A 21740-nucleotide genomic window follows, 5' to 3' on the forward strand; every position below is an offset into this window, starting at 1 on the left:
AAGATAATGAAACGCAACAAAGCAGGTATTTTTTATGACCATAAACTGTAGAGGAACTTTAATCGACCTAAGTACCCCAAAAGTCATGGGAATCCTTAATCTTACCCCTGATTCTTTTTATGATGGTGGAAAGTATAGCGGGGAGCAAGCTATTCTTGGTCAGGTTGAAAAAATGCTCAATGATGGCGTTACTTTTATCGATATAGGTGCCTATAGCTCCAGGCCCGGTGCCAATCATGTACCTGAAGCCGAAGAACTTAAACGATTGCTGCCCATACTGCAATCGATACTCAAAAATTTCCCTGATGCCTTAATCTCCATAGATACATTTAGGAGCAAAGTTGCTTCGGAAAGCCTACAACTTGGTGCTGCAATCATCAATGATATTTCTGCTGCAAATCTGGATGTTGAAATGTTGAATGTAATTGCGCAACACCAAGTTCCTTACATAATGATGCATTTAAAGGGTACGCCACAATCCATGCAAAAAAGAGTGGTTTATGATGATTTGCTAAAAGACCTTTTATTCTTTTTTTCAGAAAAAATAAACAACGCTACGTCAAAAAAAATCAATGATATCATAATTGACCCTGGATTCGGTTTTGCCAAAACAACGGCACAGAACTACATTCTTTTAAATCACCTAGATCTTTTCCAAACTTTTAAAGTTCCTATTCTAATTGGTCTGAGTAGAAAATCCATGGTATATAAAATTTTACGGTCAACTCCAAAAGAAGCACTAAACGGAACTACTGCACTACATACGATAGCTTTGTTGAAAGGAGCCAATATTTTAAGGGTACACGACGTTAAAGAAGCACACGAGTGCATAAAACTCATAAACGAATTGAAAGCAAACGGTCTGTAACTTTTGGTTCTGCTATTTTTGTTAATTTTACAAAAACATCGCGGTTGGATTTCCTGAATTTTCTTGATTTTAAGATTACAGATGTCATAGACATTGTTCTTGTAGCCGCACTACTCTACTATATCTATAAATTGGTCAAAGGCACTGTTGCCATCAATATATTTATTGGTATTGTTATCGTCTGGGCTCTATGGAAACTCACAGAGCTTTTACAGATGGAAATGATCAGCAGTATGGTAGGAGGGTTCATGAACATTGGATTGATTGCACTGATTATTGTTTTTCAACAAGAAATAAGAAAGTTTTTGTTAATGGTGGGTTCTACCAATTTTGCCTCCAAACGAAATTTTATCCGCCATTTTAAGTTTTTAAGACATGAAGCAATGCCCACGGACACAGATGTTACGGCGATTATTGGGGCATGCGAGAAAATGGGCGCAACCAAAACTGGAGCCATCATTGTTATTGAACGGGCCAACTCCCTGGATTTTGTAAGATCTTCCGGGGATACCATGAACATTGAAATAACCCAGCCCATTATAGAAAGTATTTTTTACAAGAACAGTCCTTTGCATGATGGTGCCGCCATTGTCCAAGATAATTATATAACCGCTACAAGGGTCATCTTACCGGTTTCCAATGAAAGGAACATTCCGTTACGTTATGGCCTAAGACATAGAGCAGCGGTTGGTATAACCGAAAAAACTGATGCCATCTGCTTGGTCGTCAGTGAAGAGACCGGAATAATTTCCTATATAAAGAACGGAGAGTTTGTTCCCTATAAAAATCCTGAGGAACTGATCAATTTTATCAAAAAGGATTTGGAATAAATGGCCTGTAAGAATTGCAACGAATCCCTACGGACAGATTACAGTTTTTGCCCAAGTTGTGGAGCAAAAGTTATTAAAAAGCGAATATCCCTAAAAAGTGTCTGGCAAGATTTAAGCTACCAGGTATTTAATTTGGACAATACTTTTTTAAAAACTTTTCGCCATTTATTTTCAAACCCGGATGTCGTGATTGGATGTTATATTTCAGGGACCCGTAAAAAATACATGAACCCCGTAAGTTATTTTGCTATTGCGATAACACTCTCGGGACTCTTGTTTTTTATTCTCAGAGATGTCTATCACGTTAACCTTACAAAGAGTAGTTTTTCGGACAAGCAAACGGCAAATCTAGATTTTATTTTTGATTATCAAGGTTTACTATCGTATGTCATTATGCCTATTTACGCTTTAATGACATGGCTTCTGTTTATTGATAGGAGGAAATTTAATTATACGGAACACTTGGTGGCGAATGCATATATAATTGGGCAAACTTCGTTTGTTCAAGTCCTGCTTTGTATTCCTTTATTTGGACTTTTTGATATAACCTATGATATTTTTAATTGGTTGTTTTTAGTGGTCACCATCATATACCAATTTTACATTTTTGGAAAATTGCATCAAACGGCATTTTTGAGCACTTTCTTTAGAGCGTTTATTTACTTAATATTATTTATTTTTATAATGATGGCAATAGGGATATTAATCATAACAGCTGCGCTATTGGTAGGTTATGTTAATCTCGAGGATTTCGCACCGAAATAGCTAAGCAACTTCTTCCGCTAGAAACTGGGCCTCGTACAAATTACTATAATATCCTCCTTTTTTGAGTAGTTCTTGGTGCGTTCCGGTTTCAACAATTTGCCCGGCATCCATAACCATAATTTTATCTGCTTTTTTAATGGTTGCCAGACGGTGTGCTATAATGATAGAAGTTCTGCCTTCGGTAACCTTGTCCGTAGCTTGCTGTATCAATTGTTCCGAATAGGTATCGACCGAAGAAGTGGCTTCGTCCAAAATTAAAATGCTTGGATTGCTCACATAAGCTCTTAAAAAAGCAATCAGTTGCCGTTGTCCACTGGAGAGCATGGTTCCGCGTTCTTTTACATTATATTGGTAACCGCCAGGTAAGCTCGAAATAAATTCATGGACGCCGATCTGTTTGGCCGCAGCTTCAATTTCCGCCACAGTGACAGATTCTTCACGAAGTGAAATATTATTGGCTATTGAATCTGCAAAGAGAAAGACATCCTGTAATACCACTGCGATATGGGATCGAAGCGATTGTAAAGTGTAATCACGAATATTGACCCCGTCAATTAAGATATCCCCTGAATCTATTTCATAAAAACGATTCAATAAATTGATTATCGTAGATTTCCCCGCACCTGTTGCACCTACGATAGCAACTGTTTGCCCCTCTTCGACCTTAAAAGAAATACCATGAAGCACTTCCTCGTCCGCAATATAGCCAAAGTGGACATTTGAAAATTCAATAGTGCCTTTCACCTTGTCTTTCTCCAAAGTTCCTGTATCCGGAATATGACTCTTAATGTCCAAAATCTTGAACACCCTTCCTGCTGCCACCATTCCCATTTGCAATGTATTGAACTTATCGGCAATCTGGCGCAATGGACGAAACAGTAAATCCATCAAGAAGAAAAATGCAAAGATGGAACCTGTATCGTTCAAGGCTGTGTTCTCAATATTCTGAATCACACCAAAATAAACTACCAAACCAATACCAATGGAATAAGAAATCTCTGCAATAGGGAAAAAGATTGAGTTGTACCAAACCGTCTTTAACCACGCATTTTGATGTTTCTCATTAATTATCCTGAATTTCTCCTTTTCAATTTCTTCCCTATTGAAAAGCTGAACTATCTTCATACCTGCCAGACGTTCCTGAACAAACGAATTTAAATTGGAAACCTGTGCCCTAACTTCAATAAAAGCAATTTTCATAGCTTTCTGAAACAAGCGCGTGGCAATCAAAATAACAGGTAAAATAGCAAAAACGATAAAGGCCAATTTCCAATTGATGAAAATCATCACTGCTGCACCTGAAACCATTTTTAATAAATCTGCAACAATTACAAAAAAACCTTGACTAAATATCTCACCGATACGTTGCATGTCTGCTACGGCCCTTGTTACAAGAACCCCAATAGATGAATTATCAAAATAGGTCATTTTAAAGCCCATCATCTTTTTAAAAAGCTTGATACGGATATCCTTGATTACGGATTCTCCCAAAAGATTGGCATAATAATTAAAGGAAAGTTGACAAATGACCTGTCCGAACAGCGCACCCAACATGGCCAAAACCACAATGACCAATTGGTCACTGTCTCTATTTGATAGTGCTTGATTGATGATATCCCTTACCAATATAGGCGTTAAAACTGCAAAAGCCGCAGAAAATATGGCAACAATGGCAACTACCCAAAAAATGGTCTTGTATGGTTTTGTATGTGCAAAGACCCTCTTGAACAATCCTAGATCAAAAGCTGTTCCGGTTTCATCTTTTTTACTCATCAAAAAGTTGTTTGGGATATAATATTCCAGTCAAATATAATCCTTTTGCGGGTACAGAAACTCCAGCTTCTCCCCTATCCTTATTTTTGATAATCGTATTGATATCTTCTGGTTTCATTTTACCAACACCTACATTGAGCAATGTACCTACAATTGCCCTTACCATATTGCGAAGAAACCTATCTGCAGTAATTGTAAAGACCAGCTTATCTTCTTCTTTGGTCCAAACGGCTCTTTTAATGGAACAATTGAATGTTCTGACATCGGTATTGGATTTGGAAAAAGATTCAAAATCAGTATGGTCCATCAAAAATGATGCTGATGTATTCATGGCATTAATATCTATCGGCTGTCTCACAAAATGGGCAAAATCTGAATAGAACGGGTTTTTTTCCTGAATCACCCAATATTGATATATTCGTTCAATGGCATCAAAACGTGCATGGGCATCTGCTTTAACGCATTCAATTTCCTTAACGGATATATCTTCGGGAAGAAAAGCGTTAAGTCGATAAATAAGGGCTTCCCTATCCGTAATTGTATCAAAATCAAAATGGGCGTACATTTCCTTTGCATGAACCCCTGCATCCGTTCTTCCTGCACCGATTATTTCAATTTTTTGGCGCAATAGGGTAGACAGCGCTTTCTCCAGTACTTCTTGAACTGTAATAGCGTTGGGTTGGTTCTGCCATCCATGGTAAGCTTTTCCGAAATAGGAAAATCGGATAAAATATCTCAATTGAATACCTTATTTTTAGAACGTTAAAGATACTTGAATCCCATCCAACTTAAATTCAATCTACCCTTTTTAGGAAATTTTTAGCCTTATGACCAAAATTCTGTTGCTTTCGGACACCCATGGACATATGGATGATACAATATTAAAGTATGCTTCACAAGCAGACGAAATTTGGCATGCAGGGGATATTGGAAGCCTTAGTGTCACAGACCAGTTACAAGCAATCAAGCCGCTCCGTGGAGTGTACGGAAATATTGATGACCACATTATTCAAAAAGAGTTTCCTGAAAACAATCGCTTTTTTTGTGAAGATGTTGATGTTTGGATAACCCATATAGGCGGGTATCCCACCAAATACAACATTCGTGTAAGAGAAGACATTCAGCGAAAACCACCAAAACTTTTTATCTGCGGCCACTCCCATATTTTAAAGGTCATGAACGATAAAAAATTGGGGCTGCTACATATGAATCCTGGGGCATGTGGAAAGCATGGATTCCATCATGTACGTACCATGTTGCGATTTGTGATAGATGGGGAAAAGATTTCTGATTTAGAAGTAATAGAAATAGGTAAGTCATAATGAAGAAATATTGCATAATTCCTGTTCTTTTAATTTTGGCATGTTCCCATAAACCAAAGATTGAAAAAAGCGATGTTTCAAGTCCTATTTTAGACGATGTGAAAGTTTCCTTATATATTTTAGGGACTGTACAAGATGGTGGAAGCCCACATATAGGTTGTAAAAAAAATTGCTGTTCTTCCCTTTTTGAAAAACCTGATTCCGATCGTAAGGTAGTAAGTCTTGGTATTGTAGACCACCAGAATAATAAAACCTATTTATTTGAGGCTACGCCTGATATTACCTCACAATTAAAATTATTGAAGGAATTCTCCAATAAATACAATGAAACCCCAGATGGTATTTTTTTGACGCATGCCCATATAGGGCACTATACGGGACTAATGTACTTAGGGCGTGAAGCCTTGGGTTCTGAAAGGGTGCCTGTTTACGCCATGCCCAAAATGAGGGAATTTCTCAATAATAATGGGCCTTGGAATCAGTTGGTGCAATTGAAAAATATTGTTTTAAAGGAAATAGATCACCAAAAAAACATATCGCTTACAAAAAACCTAAGTGTTGCACCATTTTTGGTACCGCATAGGGATGAATACTCAGAAACTGTTGGTTACAAAATAACCGGTCCCACAAAATCTGTTCTGTTCATTCCGGATATTGATAAATGGTCCAAATGGGAGAAAAATATTATTGAAGAAATAAAGCGCGTGGACTATGCTTTTTTGGATGCCACCTTTTTTGATGGTGCTGAAATCGATAACAGGGATATCTCTGAAATTCCACATCCATTTATTATCGAAAGCATGAAACTATTCAAGGATTTGCCTGTTGCAGAAAAGAAGAAAATCCATTTCATCCATTTTAACCATACCAATCCATTACTTGATTTGGACAGCGAGCAATCAAAGGCAGTACTGGAAAAACATTTTAATATTGCTGCTTTTAAACAAGTTATAACCCTGTAGCTATACCATATTAGTTAAAAAAATAAAAACCCGGCTCTAGGCCGGGTTTTCTCGCACTAATACTACTAAGATGTTAGGTTTAACGCAAACGATCAACAGATTTTACAAGATCTTCATCCTTTTTAATAGCTCTATTGGCCAGAACTAGAAAAACGATAGAAAATACAGGAATCAGCATCCCAATACCCTTCTCTGAGACCATGGCCTCTCCAGATAAGCTTAGCGATCGGTAAACGAAAAATCCTAGTAAAAAAAGATTCAATATCATATTCAATCTGTTCACCACAAATTGATTTTGTCTGTTTTTGTACATAAGAATCGAAATCACTGCAAGAACAGCGGAAACATAGAAGGCTATACTGATCCACAGTTCGTTCTGGGCAAAAAATTCAATTCCTTTCCCGTCAATCCATAAGTTGAAGAGAAATGGCAATATGCCGGCAACTAAGCCCACAATTACCAAATATAGTGTCTGAATTCGTTGAATCATCGTCCAAATTGATTTCGGAAGGCAAAAATAAGCGTCTTTTCTGTAAATGTCCCCTTATGTTGAAAAATAATTTGTATACTTGTGTCGTTATTAGCGAAGCACTTACCCAAGGAAATCTATCCTATCGTAGTACCCAAATAACTTTTTACTCCAATTATTACATTATACAAGTCTAACTTATTTATTATTTAATGTTCGAGATTTCAGATCTAAAAGCTAAAAAGCTTCCTGAGTTACAGGAAATTGCAAAAACCCTTAGTGTTCCCAAATTTAAGACCCTAAAAAAACTTGATTTGGTATACCAAATTCTGGATGTACAGGCATCCAATCCAAAAGCTGTACAAGAAACAGCAACAACCACCGCTACCGATGAAAACCCTACTCCTAAACCCAAGAGAGCAAGAGCACCGCGGCCAAAGAAAGAACAGAATGAAACGGCTACACAAACCAAGGTTGAAGCTAAAGTAGAAACCGAGGTAGCTGAGAAAAAAGACGTAGCTGAGAAAAGAGAAGATAAACAACCTAAAAAAAGAGAACCGCAAAAACAAAGCGGTCCACAGAAAAATCAGAACACCAATAGAAGGAACAATCAGCATCAAAGAAGTAGCGGAAACGATAAAAAGAGCAGCAATTTTGATAAAGACTTAAAAAACAGATATAAAGAACCTGAATTTGAGTTTGACAGTATCATTGAAAGCGAAGGTGTTCTTGATATTATGCAGGACGGTTACGGCTTTTTACGCTCTTCCGATTACAATTATCTATCTTCTCCAGATGACATTTATGTTTCCCAATCCCAAATTAGATTATTTGGTCTTAAAACGGGTGATACGGTGCTGGGCAACGTAAGACCGCCTAAAGAAGGTGAGAAATATTTCCCGCTCATAAAGGTCAGTAAAATAAATGGTCTAGATCCCCAGGTTGTGAGAGACCGTGTTTCATTTGAGCACCTTACTCCATTGTTCCCAAAAGAAAAATTTAAATTGGCAGAACGTCAAAGTACGCTGTCAACTCGTATCATGGATTTGTTCTCTCCGATTGGAAAAGGACAGCGTGGAATGATCGTTTCACAGCCCAAAACGGGTAAGACAATGTTGCTAAAAGATATTGCCAATGCCATTGCGGCCAATCATCCAGAAGTTTATCAGATTATTCTTTTAATCGATGAGCGTCCAGAAGAGGTCACCGATATGCAACGTAATGTACGGGGCGAGGTTGTTGCCTCTACATTTGATAAAGAAGCTACTGAACATGTTCGGGTGGCCAATATTGTTTTGGAAAAAGCAAAACGTCTTGTTGAATGTGGCCATGATGTAGTAATCCTTTTGGATTCCATCACTAGATTGGCGAGAGCTTACAACACTGTACAGCCAGCTTCCGGTAAAGTATTGAGCGGTGGTGTAGATGCCAATGCCCTTCACAAACCAAAACGCTTTTTTGGTGCTGCGAGAAATATTGAAAATGGAGGTTCACTTTCAATTATTGCTACTGCTTTGACAGAAACGGGCTCCAAAATGGACGAGGTCATCTTTGAAGAATTTAAAGGTACCGGTAATATGGAACTGCAATTGGATAGAAGAATTTCCAATCGTAGAATTTTCCCTGCCATTGATCTTATCTCATCATCAACTCGTAGGGATGATCTTTTGCTTGATGAGACCACTATTCAACGTATGTGGATCATGCGTAAGTATTTGGCGGACATGAATCCTGTGGAAGCCATGGAGTTTATGGAACAGCGAATTAAACAAACAAAAAACAACGAAGAATTTTTGTTGACCATGAGTCAATAATTTAAAGATTCAAACTTATTGAACAGTACTGATTTGAAACCCTTTGAGTAATGTCAAAGGGTTTTTTTATACACCATATTACAGAAAAAACATATCTTTATTACCGATACCTTTTACTACACACTAAAACACTTACAACATGAAAAACACCAAAAAAATAGCCTACCCAATATTGGGAGCTATATTCCTTTTTTTAGGCGCGTGCCAACAAACACCAAAAAAGGAGGACCCCAATCATGAACCGGAACCGACACCACAAAAAGTAAAACCTCCAAAGCAAATTATAACTTTGGAAGAATCAAAATCACTTTATGACAATTATACCAAGAATCGTGTAGAGCTTATCAGGGATTATGAATTACATGAAAACAAGGATGAAAAATTTAAGCCTTCCCGATTTATTGCATTTGATTATGACACCATGAAACAATATATGGCCTTTATTGAACAGGAAGCGAATGAGGCAAAGGTAGATATCTCTACAATTCGTTTTTATTTTGCCAATTACCCCAATGAAGGAAGATTTTCTGATGGACAGAAAGTCGTGCACCCACGCCAAAACTCAATCTTTATGCTCCCGACCATGAATGTTAATGGACAAAACTATGGGTTTTACATTGATGCTGACGGTAACGCCAGACGCGTTAAAGATGCTGTCAGTCCAAACGGAATCGGCAATACTTCTAAAACTGAAGGAAAATCTTATGCAAGTTTTGGTCCTTCCTTTTCAAATGCCTTTATAGCTCAAGAAGACCAAAGTTTGACTTTGAATCATGGATCATCAGGACCTCCACCTTCTGGAGATTTTTAGACAAAATGACTCAAGAGTTTATACAGTTTTGTAAAGACCACTTTTACATTCCATTGTACTTAATTACATGGGCAGTAGCAGTATATCGATATAGAAGATATTTTGATACTGTGTTAAAGTATCTTCCCATACTTATAATTTATACTTTTTTTACAGAGCTTTTAGGTTATTTTATAAAGAATCATGATGATTTTCAATTTTTCTCAGATGATAGATATGATTGGCACAATGTTATTATTTATAACATTTATCAAATAGTATTTTTTCTCTTTTTTTATTGGGTTTATTGGAAGACCATCACCAATAAGTCTTCAAAAAAGATTATTAAATATGGAGCCTTCGTATGTTTACTATCCTACATTGTTAGTGCTTTCTTTCAAAATCCTTTGCACGAACAATTAAATTATGCCCATGCTGTTGGCTCATTAATTTTGATTTTCGCTTTAATCCTTTATTTTAATGAAAAAAGGGCTGAGAAAAATCCTTTTTCCCAAAAACACAATTTATTATTTTGGGTTGGTCTAGGGTTATTTATTTTTTATGTGGTATTTCCATTTATTTTACTTTCGGATTATTTAAACTTGAATATCTCACTACAGTTTCAATTAAGGACAATTTTGTTGGTCGCTATAGTTTTAATGTATTCCCTATTTATGATTGGATTAGTATTGGGTAAAAGAAAAGCATTTAGATAGTGTCAGAATACGGTTCGTCCATTAAAATTTACAAATGGGAAATCAATTAAGTTGAAATTTTTGGATTTTTTCTTCCTTTGGAAAAAATAAAATTATGACCACTACCTATCTATTTTTAATGTATGTCCATATTATTACGGTTGTTCCATGTATTTTTTTAGGAGCATATCTCTTAATCGTAAAAAAAGGGACGAAATATCATAGATCCATCGGAAAAATTTACATGATCTTAATGTTCTTTACCGCATTTATATCACTTTTTCTACCAGCTCAAGTAGGAAACCAATTCTTGAATCATTTCGGCTTTATCCATCTATTTAGTTTTTTAACTTTGTATACTGTACCCACTGCAATTATGGCGATAAGAAGAGGGAAGATAAAAGTTCACAAACGAAAAATGATTTTGTTATATTTTGGAGCCTTAATTATTGCCGGTGGATTTACTTTAGCACCAGGAAGATATTTAAATGAGGTCTTTTTTGGATAAATTGATTAGAAATTCTTTGTCTCGTTAAATCTAATATATAGAAAATAAAAAAGCGCCCTAGTATGGAGCGCTTTCTATAAATTAAAAACCGTAGAAAATTTACATTGCTGCAACTCTTTTCATTAGTTTGCTTTTTAAATTTGAAGCTTTATTATCATGTATGATATTGCGCTTAGCAAGCTTATCTATCATTCCAACAACTGTTGGCAATAGTGTTAGGGCAGTTTTTTTATCCTCTTCGCTTCGCAACTTTTTGATTGCGTTACGAACTGTTTTATGCTGATATCTATTGCGCAAACGAACTGCTTCGTTTCTTCTAATTCTTTTTAATGCTGACTTGTGATTTGCCATTCTTTAATAATTATGAGTTATGTTATAAAATCAGTATTGTTTCTGAGTTTTAGATTAAACTCCAAATTCTGAACTTATAACTTTATTGTAGCCCGTAGGGGAATCGAACCCCTGTTACCAGGATGAAAACCTGGCGTCCTAACCCCTAGACGAACGGGCCGTTATGATAAATAATCAAGAACAAAAAGATATTTTCTTATCCTATTGAACCTTGATCAATTTTACCAATATTTCATTGAACTTAGTAGCCCGTAGGGGAATCGAACCCCTGTTACCAGGATGAAAACCTGGCGTCCTAACCCCTAGACGAACGGGCCGGGTGCATAATTGCGGATGCAAAAATACAATTATTTTTAAGTCTTGCAATAGTAATTATTATTTTTTGAGCCTTTTAATAGGCCTTTGCAAACAGTACTCTTTGGGTGGATGGTTTTCCTGTTACCATACATTTACCTTCCTCTTTTTCAACATCTAAAGGAATGCACCGTATTGTAGCTTTGGTTTCCTCTTTGATCTTATCTTCGGTAGTTATGGTGCCGTCCCAATGAGCGGAAACAAATCCTCCTTTTTCTTCTATAATTCTCTTAAATTCATCATATGAATCCACCTTGGAGATATGGTGTTTTCTATAATCAAAAGCTTTTTTATAAATATTCTCTTGAATCTCATCCATAAGAGATTCTATTTTATTTATGATTTCCTCAGATTTTACGGATTCTTTCTGTAATGTATCACGCCTAGCGACTTCATAGGTATCGTTTTCTAAATCTCGTTGACCTATAGCTAAGCGTACGGGAACCCCTTTTAATTCATACTCATTGAATTTAAATCCTGGTTTATGTGTATCTCGCTTATCAAATTTTACAGAAATTCCTTTGGAACGAAGCTCTTTTACCAAAGGCTCGACTTTTTTGGAAATAGCCTCCAATTGCTCCAAGCCCTTATAAATAGGGATTATCACCACTTGAATAGGTGCCAACTTAGGTGGAAGCACCAAGCCATTATCATCACTGTGCGTCATCACCAATGCTCCCATCAATCTGGTGGATACTCCCCAAGAAGTTGCCCATACATATTCTTGCTTACCTTCTTTATTGGCAAACTTTACATCAAAGGCTTTTGCGAAATTCTGCCCCAAGAAATGGGAAGTTCCAGCTTGAAGAGCCTTCCCGTCTTGCATTAGTGCTTCAATACAATAAGTTTCTATGGCACCCGCAAAACGTTCGCTTTCTGTTTTGGTACCCTTTATGACAGGAACAGCCATGTGTTCTTCGGCAAATTCTGCATAAATGTGCATCATTTGCTCCGCTTCCTCAATAGCTTCTTGTCTTGTAGCATGAGCTGTGTGCCCTTCTTGCCATAAGAATTCGGCAGTTCTCAAAAACAACCTCGTACGCATTTCCCAACGCACTACATTTGCCCATTGATTGATCAACAGTGGCAGATCCCTATAAGATTGGATCCATCTTCTATAAGTGTCCCAAATTATTGTTTCTGATGTAGGTCTTACAATCAATTCTTCTTCAAGTTTGGCATCTTCGTCCACTACAATTCCACTACCATCTTCGGCATTTTTCAATCGATAGTGCGTTACAACCGCACATTCTTTTGCAAAACCTTCTACATGACTTGCCTCCTTGCTTAAATAGGATTTCGGTATAAACAACGGAAAATAAGCATTCTCATGCCCTGTCTCCTTAAACATTTTGTCCAGTTGGGCCTGCATCTTTTCCCATATTGCAAAGCCATAGGGCTTAATGACCATACAGCCCCTTACTCCAGAATTCTCAGCTAAATCTGCCTTTACTACAAGCTCGTTATACCACTTGGAATAATCATCGCTACGACTCGTTAATTTTTTACCCATCTACATAAGTTTGGCACAAAACTTGTGACTTAATCATCAAAATAGTTCGGTAAAACTAACTATTTTTAATATGTTCAACAATAAAAATTGTGCGATGATAAAGTCTTTACACACCTCTAAATTTCAAATATCAGCTATAGTTGTTATGGCTGCTCTCTTAATGGTCTCCTGCGGATCATATCAACAAGCTTCTTATTACGAGGATGATGGGATTTATTCCAATAATAATCGTGTGGTACAGGTAGAAAAAAGACCTGCACAGGCTGTAAGGGTCGAAAAAGAGGAAAGCGACGTATATGGTGACTATTTTGGCCAAAAGGCAAATGAGTATGATGAAATTTTAGATAATGAAATTTTTACTGATGTTGATAGTTATTACAGTGGTGCTGTAAGTGACAGTATTCCCTTAGGTGAACAAACAGATTATTTTGCAAATAATAATACCTATAATGGTAATCCAGGTTGGGGAGATAATCCTACAAACCTAACTGTAAACATTTATGACAACAACTGGGGCGGTGGCTTTGGTTGGGGCTGGAACGATCCTTGGCTTTGGAACAATTGGGGCTGGGGCGGTGGCTTTGGCTGGGGCTGGAACAACCCATGGGGATGGAACCGTTGGGGCTGGGGCGGTGGACTTGGTTGGGGCGGTGGCTTTGGTTGGGGCGGCGGCTGGGGCTGGGGTGCTGGTCTTGGATGGGGCTGGGCCGGTGGCTGGGGAAACCCTTATTGGGGTGGTGCCTGGGGCTGGAACGGTTACAATGGTCGTGGCTTCAATAATGGCTATGCGTACAATAGGACCAGAAGGGGATATTCCAATACTGTTATACCTGGAACAGCTATCCGTGGACGATCTAATTTAAATACAAGGGGGAGATCTAATCTTGCATCCAGAAGTAATGGTTATTCTTCAAGATATAGAACAAGTAATAGTGGTCGATCTAATGTAAGTAGAAGTGCGTCATCTGGCAGAAGTTCGAGAACATATAGTGGTGCCAGTAATGCAAGAAGAACTGTTAGTGCAGATGCTGTCGCCAGAAATAGAAACTACAGATCAAGTAGAAGTACTAGAACTTCACCTAGTTATAGCAACAATTCAAGAACTGGCCGTTCTTATGGAACTTCTCCATCTTCAAGAACAAGGACCAGCGGCACTTATAGAAGTGGTAGCACCAATAGAAATTCGTCTTCCGGTTATAGAACATCTGGCAGGAGTACCAGAAGTTACCAATCATCATACCAATCATCAGGAAGAACTGCGCCTAGAAGCAGTAATTATAGCAGATCATCAAGTGGCTCAAGAAGTAGCGGTAGTTACAGAAGTTCCGGTGGAAGTTCAAGAAGTTCTGGCAGCTATAGAAGCTCAGGAGGTGGGTCTAGCAGGTCCTCAGGTTCTAGATCATCCGGTAGGAGCGGTGGTGGTAGAAGACGTTAACCACTAAAATTTATCAAAAACTAAAATCAGAACAAATGAAAAGAGTCTCAACTTTCATACTGTTATTTGCATGCGCATACGTAAGTGCCCAAAATATTAATGATGTACTTAGATATAGTATAGACAATACACTTGGAACCGCAAGGTTTCAGGCCATGAGTGGTGCTTTTGGTGCATTGGGAGGGGATTTATCCTCTCTAAATGTAAATCCTGCCGGTTCCGCTGTTTTCAATTTTAGCCAGTTTACTATATCAGGTTCCAATTACAATAGAACCAATGAGGCTTCATTTGGAAATTCAACAATTGAAACAGAGTTAAATTCTTTGGAACTGAACCAATTGGGAGGTGTATTTGTTTTCAAATCAAATGATAGCAATTGGAAGAAAATTGCACTGGCATTTAATTATGACATGGTACAAAATTTTGATAATGAATTTTCCGTTTCTGGAAATACCAATCAAGGAATTGATAATTATTTTTTGAACTTTGCACAAGGCCAAGCACTTGGGCCTTTACGAGTTCAAGAAGGAGAGTTTATTGAAGATGCGTATTTGGATATTGGCTCAAACCTTGGTTTTGGGGCACAGCAGGCGTTTCTTGGATTTCAGGCAGGTATAATAGAACCAACTGAAGATGATGATGAGAACACTTCTTATTTCTCCAATGCGGAATATTCCAATGTAAATCAAGATTATCTGCAGAGAACTACGGGGTTCAACAGTAAATTTACAGCAAACTTTGCAGGACAATACCAAGAAAATTTATATTTGGGAGCTTCCTTAAACTTCCATTCAATACTCTACGAGCGTTTGACCCTTTTGGATGAAAATGGTTATGATGCTGAATCCCCTGTGCAGTTTACAACTTTTGACAATTTACTTCGTACAGAAGGATACGGCTTTTCCTTTAGTGTTGGAGCCATAGCCAAATTAAATGACAATATAAGGGTTGGCGGTAGCTATCAGTCGCCTACATGGTATGAGTTAACTGATGATACATCACAACGGATCAATTCAACACTAGCAGAACCGGATATTGATTTTATCGATTTTAGACTTGTAAATCTTTTTGAGGAATATAGAATAATGACTCCTGGTAAACTAACCGGAAGCGTAGCGGTTATCTTTGGTAAAGATGGGCTTTTGAGTTTTGATTACGGATACCAAGATATGTCACAAGCAGAACTGCGCCCAAATACTGATCCAAATTTTACGGCTGAAAATGATTTTATTGCAAACGAATTGGGAGTTGTCAACACATATAGGGTCGGTGGAGAATTTAGGATTGATGATGTAAGCCTTCGAGCTGGATATAGATATGAAGACAGTCCTTATGAGAATGGAGAGATTATTGGTGACTTAATGGGCTATTCAGGGGGAATCGGTTATAATTTTGGTGGAAGCAGATTGGATTTGGGGTTTAACAGATCAGAACAAGATGTCAATACTTTCCTATTCGATTCAGGTGTTAACAGCTCTGCTATGATAAATAGAATTAATACAAATGTCACTCTAGGTTTTACCTTAAAGTTTTAACGTTTTTTTATAAAAAAATTAAGAGACCGGAACAAGTAAATATTGACCGGTCTTTTTTATTTATCGAACCAAAGAAAAATGCCTTCTGACCGAACGCGCCACTACAACGCCTTCGTCGTCTCGATTATAATCCAACCGAAACCAATAATCAGATGATGGTAATTGTCTACCATTGAACGTCCCATCCCATCCACCGTTAATATCCAGTTCTTTCAATAACTTTCCATAGCGATCAAAAATATAAACAGTAGGATTTGTAAGCGTTTCGATGCCCAAAACGTTCCAATTATCATGAATGCCATCCCCGTTTGGTGTGAAGAATTTTGGATAGCCCACAACTAAAAATTCAATAGGCTCTGTAGTACCACAACCATTTTTGTCATTGATAATAACTGTATTAATCCCTGGAGGTACGTCAAAGAACTGCGGGTCATCTTGAAATTCCCCGTCATTGATGGCATATTCGTAATCGCCATCACCCAAAGGCACAACTTCTATATTGTAGGGGTCAGTTTGGTCACTGTTCACCAAATCATCAATAACTCGCACTTCGTCCAATTCGGGAACTCCATAAAAAGTAATTAGAATATCATCCGTAATAATAGTTGCCAACGTAGTTTCTATAGTAACACGGTAACGCCCAGAATTTGGACTTGTGACCGTTATCTCAGTTGCAGCAGGGCCACTGGCCAATACAGTTTCGTAAGTGCCATCATCATCCGCATCCAATTCCCATGTAACATTGGCAATGGCGGGTCCGGCTGGAGAATTTAAAGCACTCAAAATTATATCCGGGTCACCTTCGCATGCTATAATATCCAATCCCAAGAACTCATCACGCAGCGTACAATCTAGAGCTGTATTTTGGTCTTCGTCCACAGAACTACCAGTAAATGTTAGAGAAAATGGTTCTGCATCACCATCAAAGTTTGTATTGTAATTATTTATATACAAATAGTAGATTTCTCCTGCTATAACATCCAACCATTCATCATAGGTATTTTGGCTACCCTTTACAAAAGGTGCTCCTTCCCTCCCATTTACAGGGTTGACCCCTATTCCTGTAAAACCAGTATCGTTTACTTCATAATTGCAACGTATGGGCTGTGCCGAACCATCTCCCACTATGGTACAAAAATTTTGTCCCGTGGTCTGGTCAAATGGTCCATATAACGCAAAATCCAATTCAGATGTAAGTATGCCGCCAGGTGTGACGGGAAGTGCCTCTAGGTCAAAACCTATTTGTCCATCGGTTCCTGCCCTAAAAACATACCATGAGGTGTTGTTTTCTATATTTGCAGAACTAACACTGCCTTTTTCCAGACATCCTGATTGTGTTATTACTTCGGGGTCAAAGTCATCTATGTCGCCACTACCGTCGGTAAATGATAAAATTGGCGCATCTGCGCAAACAGGTATTGCCGTTCTACAATCACCTGAATTTTGAGCGCTTGCTCCAATGGAAAAAAGAAATAAACAACAGATAGCGCTGTACAGAGCTCTCATAGAATTTTGGGGCTAAAGGTTATTCTATAATCTAACCTAGATAACTTGGTAAAACACATTTTTATTATTTTTCACCCCAAAAAATATGCAGTTAATCGATAAAATGCACATTATATTACCGCCTCAATGAAAAATGGCTCTGTAAATACTTAGCGTAGGTCCTATTTCCATCAGTATCTACATATGATAATTTAAACCAGTAATCCGTAGAGGGAAGCGGTTTTCCATTAAAACTACCATCCCACCCTGGGCTCATTTCGGTCATTTCCATAATGAGTTTACCATAGCGATCGTAAATGGTAACAATTGGTGAATTCAAAACAGAGAGACCTTCAATCTGCCAAGTTTCATTAAGTACATCCCCGTTTGGAGAGAAAATAGGAGAAAAACCGACCACTACAATATTTTCAATGATTTCACCGCAACCAAAATTATCTCTCATCGTAACTGTGTGCATTCCACCTGCAACTCCTTCAAAAATGTTGCTTGATTGGAAATTGCCATTATCCAAGCGATATTCAAATTCTCCAATCGCCTTTGTAATTATTGTTACTTTGTTGCTTGTCCTCAAATCTTCTACTTCAATAGCTGAGATTGACGGAAGATCAGAATTCCTCACGCTGACGGTTCTATTTTTAGAACAATTTACAATTCCTGAGGAGTTTGTTACGGTCAATATATAGTCACCATCCCGTGAGACACTTATTGTGGGAGTCTGCTCTCCAGTATTCCATTGATAATCATAATTTGGATCTGGGGAAGTTTCACCAATGATGATACCGTCCGTACCCTCGCAAATAATTACCTCTTCCGAAAATATTAATTGAGGGGTTTCAATCGCATTAAGAATAAAATTAACGGTCGCATCATAACAATCTGGATTGGCTAAAGAAGTGGTTCTTATATAAATCATTTCCTGTCCTACGTTCTTTGAATATTCTTTGGGCAAAGGATTTATTCCTGCATCTGCATCAATTTGTGAAGTATGGTAGCTTACAATAAAATCATCTGGATTTTGTAGACCTAGCGCTTCCAAATCTTTAAATTCCAAATCAAAAATCATACCTGTGGTGTGGCACAAAGTCTCATCCATTACATAGGCCGTCGTAGGAGTTTTATTAAATGCAACTTGCACATCGCTGATTAGAGAACCCATTGACGTTGAAACGATAACTCGATATATAGCTGAATCCAAAATATTAAGCGTCGGATTGCTTTCTCCGCCAATTAACTGGTACCCATTGCCAGAATCTTTATACCATTCATAAGCAGTCGCCCCTGATGTAGTAGCGTCCAATACGACAGTTTCATTTTCGCAGGCTGCAATTGGAGGTCCCAAAAGATTATTGATTATAGAGCAATCCAGAGCATCGGTTGGATTAGTTGTAAAAATATTGCCTGTAAATTGAATGGAAAATCCAGAATTTATATTACTGAAATTATTTATCAATAAATAATAATCCTCACCTGGACCTACTTCCAACCAATCTACATAATGGACAGAGTTCCCATTTCCTGTAGGATCTTCCCCAACCCCGATGAATGATTTAAAATCACTATTGTCAAAAAAATTGCACCGTACAGGTTCACCAAGATTGTTACAATCATTTGCCTTATAGATGGCGAAATCCCAATCCTCAGTACTATTATGACCTATATTAAAGCCGAGCTGCCCAGAAGCAGCCGTTCTAAATCGATACCAAGCCGAATTGGACTCTATGGAATTAGGAAGTGACCGCTCTAAACATCCGCTAGAAGTGCCACCATTAAAGTCATCCATACCAAAACCATCGGCACCGCCATTTATTGGAGTATTGCTACAGATAGGTATCGCATTGGCACAATCCGGTGCGACTTGTGAAAACACTGTTTGACAAAAGAAAATTATCGCTAAAAATTGCGCAATCAACCTGACCATAAAGGGCTGTGGGTTTGGTATTTATAAAATTAGTGTGCCACCATGGTTAACAATAATTTATGTTGTCAAACCAAATGTACCAGATGTTAAATAAGGTATTAATGTATATCTTTGCTTTCTTGAAGAATTCAGTAATGAAACTAAAGCAGACATTGGAAGAACAATACGAAGAAAGAGGCAACGACCATGTAGGCTCTTCAACAGAAACCCCAATTAGGGAAGATGCTTTTGTATTGAGCGATGATGAAAAGATTGAAAGAATACAAGAAAGTGTTAGGGAAATCATGTTGACCCTTGGTCTTGATCTGGATGATGACAGTCTGAGCGGTACCCCTAAAAGGGTTGCCAAAATGTTTGTAAAAGAGATTTTTGGTGGACTGCACCCTGATAGAAAACCGAATTCATCAACATTTAAGAACAAATACAAGTACGGTGAAATGCTCGTGGAGAAAAATATTGTTTTATACTCCACTTGTGAGCACCATTTGTTGCCCATTGTAGGAAGGGCCCATATCGCCTACATTTCCAACGGAACCGTTGTAGGCTTATCCAAAATGAACCGTGTAGTGGATTATTATGCAAAACGTCCACAAGTGCAAGAGCGTTTGAACATTCAGGTAGTCAAAGAACTTCAGAAAGTGTTGGGAACAGAAGATGTTGCTTGTGTGATAGATGCAAAACATCTCTGTGTAAATTCTAGGGGAATACGCGATATTGAAAGTAGTACGGTTACCGCAGAATACGGAGGTAAGTTCAAGGATGAGGCGGTGAGAAGAGAGTTTTTGGATTACATCAACCTAGATACCGATTTTTAAATAGCAGTTTTCCATGCAGCTCTACAATAACCAAACACTAAAAGTATACAATTCACTTTCGGGCAAAAAGGAAATTTTTGAACCCATCAATGATAGTCACATAGGCATGTATGTTTGTGGACCCACTGTTTACAGCAATGTACATTTGGGAAATTGCCGCACGTTCATGTCTTTTGATATGATTTTCAGATATTTTAGACATTTGGGGTATAAAGTCCGGTATGTTCGTAACATCACAGATGCAGGACATTTGGAGAACGATGCAGATGAGGGAGAAGATAAGATTGCCAAAAAAGCAAAACTGGAACAAATAGAACCTATGGAGGTAGTACAACGCTACACCGTAGACTTTCATAATACGCTCCAAAAATTCAATTTTTTACCGCCCAGTATTGAGCCAACAGCTACAGGACACATCATTGAACAAATTGAAATCATTAAAGAAATTCTAGAAAAGGGATTTGCTTACGAAACGAACGGTTCTGTTTATTTTAATGTATTAAAATTCAGTGAGAGCAATGAATACGGCAAGCTTAGTGGTAGAAAGTTGGAAGATATGATTACCAACACGCGAGAGCTCACTGCACAAAGTGAAAAACAGAATCCTCAGGATTTTGCTCTATGGAAAAAGGCCGAACCACAGCACATTATGCGATGGCCTTCACCGTGGGGAGACGGTTTCCCTGGCTGGCATTTGGAATGTACAGCCATGAGCACAAAATATCTTGGAGAAACATTTGACATACATGGAGGTGGAATGGACCTAAAATTTCCCCATCATGAATGTGAAATTGCACAGGCCGAAGCCAGTACAGGAAAATCTCCCGTAAAATATTGGATGCATGCGAATATGCTTACCCTTAATGGAAAGAAAATGTCCAAATCAACAGGGAATAATATATATCCTTCTGAAATTTTTAGTGGTGATAATGAGATTCTCAGCAAAGCATATACTCCTTCAGTAGTTCGTTTTTTTATGATGCAAGCCCATTACACAAGTATATTGGACTTAAGTGATGATGCTCTACTTGCTTCTGAAAAAGGATACAACCGATTGATGGATGCCATGGGAACTCTTGAAAAAGTTGATACCGATAAAACTTCCAGTTTTGATGTTGATGCTTGGAAACAGAAGTGCTACGACGCCATGAATGACGATTTTAATACACCCATCCTAATCGCGAATCTTTTTGATGCCGTTAAACATATCAATCTAATAAAAGAAAGAAAAGAAAATATTTCCCAAGAAGATAAAAATCTGCTGAATAACACATTAAAAACTTTTGTATACGATGTTTTAGGGCTAGAGAACCAAGCTATTATAAAGGATGACTCCAATACTTTGGGTGGCGTCATGGATTTATTGATTGAACTGCGCAATCAAGCTAGGGCAAATAAAGATTTTGCTACCTCTGACCAAATCAGGGATAAATTGACCGATCTGGGCATCCAACTCAAAGATGGGAAGGACGGGACCACATTCAGTATCAACTAAACCGTTCCATTATAGTGAACAG

20 protein-coding genes and 2 tRNA genes are annotated in these 21740 nt (G+C 37.9%); 13 read left to right on the forward strand and 9 right to left on the reverse strand.

Going from position 1 to position 21740, the window contains the following annotated elements:
• The first annotated feature begins 34 nt into the window (after positions 1 to 34).
• The 3 genes from folP to HME9304_RS02605 are packed head-to-tail and all read left to right on the forward strand — an operon-like array spanning position 35 to position 2463.
• The gene (gene folP / locus HME9304_RS02595) at positions 35 to 868 is read left to right on the forward strand and encodes a dihydropteroate synthase (protein ID WP_112377107.1); all 834 of its coding nucleotides are present in this window, start codon (positions 35 to 37) and stop codon (positions 866 to 868) included.
• Between the two features lie 44 nt (positions 869 to 912).
• Positions 913 to 1698 carry a diadenylate cyclase gene (locus tag HME9304_RS02600; protein WP_112377108.1) on the forward strand — a complete coding sequence of 262 codons (786 nt, stop codon included), beginning with the start codon at positions 913 to 915 and terminating at the stop codon, positions 1696 to 1698.
• Complete coding sequence (locus tag HME9304_RS02605) at positions 1699 to 2463, forward strand: DUF3667 domain-containing protein (protein ID WP_112377109.1); 765 nt, start codon at positions 1699 to 1701, stop codon at positions 2461 to 2463.
• Here the strand turns inward: HME9304_RS02605 and HME9304_RS02610 are convergent, their stop codons facing one another.
• Positions 2464 to 4236 (reverse strand): ABC transporter ATP-binding protein, encoded by a 1773-nt coding sequence (locus HME9304_RS02610; protein WP_112377110.1) that lies wholly within the window; start codon positions 4234 to 4236, stop codon positions 2464 to 2466. It lies immediately after the preceding gene.
• Complete coding sequence (gene truA, locus HME9304_RS02615) at positions 4229 to 4975, reverse strand: tRNA pseudouridine(38-40) synthase TruA (protein WP_112377111.1); 747 nt, start codon at positions 4973 to 4975, stop codon at positions 4229 to 4231. Before truA ends, HME9304_RS02610 begins: the two co-directional genes overlap by 8 nt.
• 88 nt (positions 4976 to 5063) lie before the next feature.
• Between truA and HME9304_RS02620 the strand changes: the two genes are divergently transcribed.
• Positions 5064 to 5558, forward strand: a complete 495-nt coding sequence (locus tag HME9304_RS02620) for a metallophosphoesterase family protein (RefSeq protein ID WP_112377112.1) — start codon at positions 5064 to 5066, stop codon at positions 5556 to 5558.
• On the forward strand, positions 5558 to 6520 hold the full coding sequence (locus HME9304_RS02625) for an MBL fold metallo-hydrolase (protein ID WP_112377113.1): 963 nt from the start codon (positions 5558 to 5560) through the stop codon (positions 6518 to 6520). Before HME9304_RS02620 ends, HME9304_RS02625 begins: the two co-directional genes overlap by 1 nt.
• Positions 6521 to 6599: 79 nt before the next feature.
• Here the strand turns inward: HME9304_RS02625 and HME9304_RS02630 are convergent, their stop codons facing one another.
• Positions 6600 to 7010 carry a DUF4293 domain-containing protein gene (locus tag HME9304_RS02630; protein ID WP_112377114.1) on the reverse strand — a complete coding sequence of 137 codons (411 nt, stop codon included), beginning with the start codon at positions 7008 to 7010 and terminating at the stop codon, positions 6600 to 6602.
• 191 nt (positions 7011 to 7201) lie between these two features.
• Between HME9304_RS02630 and rho the strand changes: the two genes are divergently transcribed.
• The 4 genes from rho (at position 7202) to HME9304_RS02650 (ending at position 10796) form a co-directional block, all read left to right on the forward strand.
• On the forward strand, positions 7202 to 8803 hold the full coding sequence (gene rho / locus HME9304_RS02635) for a transcription termination factor Rho (protein WP_112377115.1): 1602 nt from the start codon (positions 7202 to 7204) through the stop codon (positions 8801 to 8803).
• Positions 8804 to 8942: 139 nt separating this feature from the next.
• Complete coding sequence (locus HME9304_RS02640) at positions 8943 to 9614, forward strand: flagellar basal body L-ring protein FlgH (RefSeq protein ID WP_112377116.1); 672 nt, start codon at positions 8943 to 8945, stop codon at positions 9612 to 9614.
• Positions 9615 to 10000: 386 nt separating this feature from the next.
• Positions 10001 to 10309: a hypothetical protein gene (locus HME9304_RS17070; RefSeq protein WP_206170486.1), complete on the forward strand. Its 309-nt coding sequence runs from the start codon at positions 10001 to 10003 to the stop codon at positions 10307 to 10309.
• 94 nt (positions 10310 to 10403) lie between these two features.
• On the forward strand, positions 10404 to 10796 hold the full coding sequence (locus HME9304_RS02650) for a DUF2306 domain-containing protein (RefSeq protein WP_206170487.1): 393 nt from the start codon (positions 10404 to 10406) through the stop codon (positions 10794 to 10796).
• Positions 10797 to 10895: 99 nt separating this feature from the next.
• On the opposite strand, the gene rpsT is transcribed toward HME9304_RS02650, so the two are convergent.
• From rpsT to proS, 4 genes are all read right to left on the reverse strand, one after another.
• On the reverse strand, positions 10896 to 11147 hold the full coding sequence (rpsT, locus tag HME9304_RS02655; RefSeq protein ID WP_112377118.1) for a 30S ribosomal protein S20: 252 nt from the start codon (positions 11145 to 11147) through the stop codon (positions 10896 to 10898).
• Positions 11148 to 11235: 88 nt separating this feature from the next.
• A tRNA-Glu gene (locus tag HME9304_RS02660) sits at positions 11236 to 11307 on the reverse strand.
• 85 nt (positions 11308 to 11392) lie between these two features.
• Positions 11393 to 11464: transfer RNA gene (locus tag HME9304_RS02665), tRNA-Glu, on the reverse strand.
• 74 nt (positions 11465 to 11538) lie between these two features.
• Positions 11539 to 13014 (reverse strand): proline--tRNA ligase, encoded by a 1476-nt coding sequence (gene proS / locus HME9304_RS02670; protein ID WP_112377119.1) that lies wholly within the window; start codon positions 13012 to 13014, stop codon positions 11539 to 11541.
• A 94-nt stretch (positions 13015 to 13108) separates the two neighbouring features.
• Between proS and HME9304_RS16810 the strand changes: the two genes are divergently transcribed.
• The gene (locus HME9304_RS16810; RefSeq protein WP_123877319.1) at positions 13109 to 14449 is read left to right on the forward strand and encodes a hypothetical protein; all 1341 of its coding nucleotides are present in this window, start codon (positions 13109 to 13111) and stop codon (positions 14447 to 14449) included.
• Positions 14450 to 14484: 35 nt separating this feature from the next.
• Positions 14485 to 15984: an OmpP1/FadL family transporter gene (locus HME9304_RS02685; RefSeq protein ID WP_112377122.1), complete on the forward strand. Its 1500-nt coding sequence runs from the start codon at positions 14485 to 14487 to the stop codon at positions 15982 to 15984.
• A 60-nt stretch (positions 15985 to 16044) separates the two neighbouring features.
• Here the strand turns inward: HME9304_RS02685 and HME9304_RS02690 are convergent, their stop codons facing one another.
• Entirely contained in the window at positions 16045 to 17490 is a 1446-nt protein-coding gene (locus tag HME9304_RS02690) for a T9SS type B sorting domain-containing protein (protein WP_112377123.1), read from the reverse strand.
• A gap of 115 nt (positions 17491 to 17605) precedes the next feature.
• Positions 17606 to 19357, reverse strand: a complete 1752-nt coding sequence (locus HME9304_RS02695; protein ID WP_313789990.1) for a T9SS type B sorting domain-containing protein — start codon at positions 19355 to 19357, stop codon at positions 17606 to 17608.
• A gap of 185 nt (positions 19358 to 19542) precedes the next feature.
• Here HME9304_RS02695 and folE point away from each other — a divergent pair, with 185 nt between their 5' ends.
• Together folE and cysS are read left to right on the forward strand one after the other, a co-directional pair.
• Complete coding sequence (gene folE, locus HME9304_RS02700) at positions 19543 to 20223, forward strand: GTP cyclohydrolase I FolE (protein ID WP_112377125.1); 681 nt, start codon at positions 19543 to 19545, stop codon at positions 20221 to 20223.
• A gap of 13 nt (positions 20224 to 20236) precedes the next feature.
• Positions 20237 to 21718, forward strand: a complete 1482-nt coding sequence (cysS, locus tag HME9304_RS02705) for a cysteine--tRNA ligase (RefSeq protein ID WP_112377126.1) — start codon at positions 20237 to 20239, stop codon at positions 21716 to 21718.
• The last annotated feature ends 22 nt before the right edge of the window (positions 21719 to 21740 follow it).

The sequence above is a fragment of the Flagellimonas maritima genome (genome assembly GCF_003269425.1).
GTDB classification, from domain to species: Bacteria; Bacteroidota; Bacteroidia; order Flavobacteriales; family Flavobacteriaceae; genus Flagellimonas; species Flagellimonas maritima.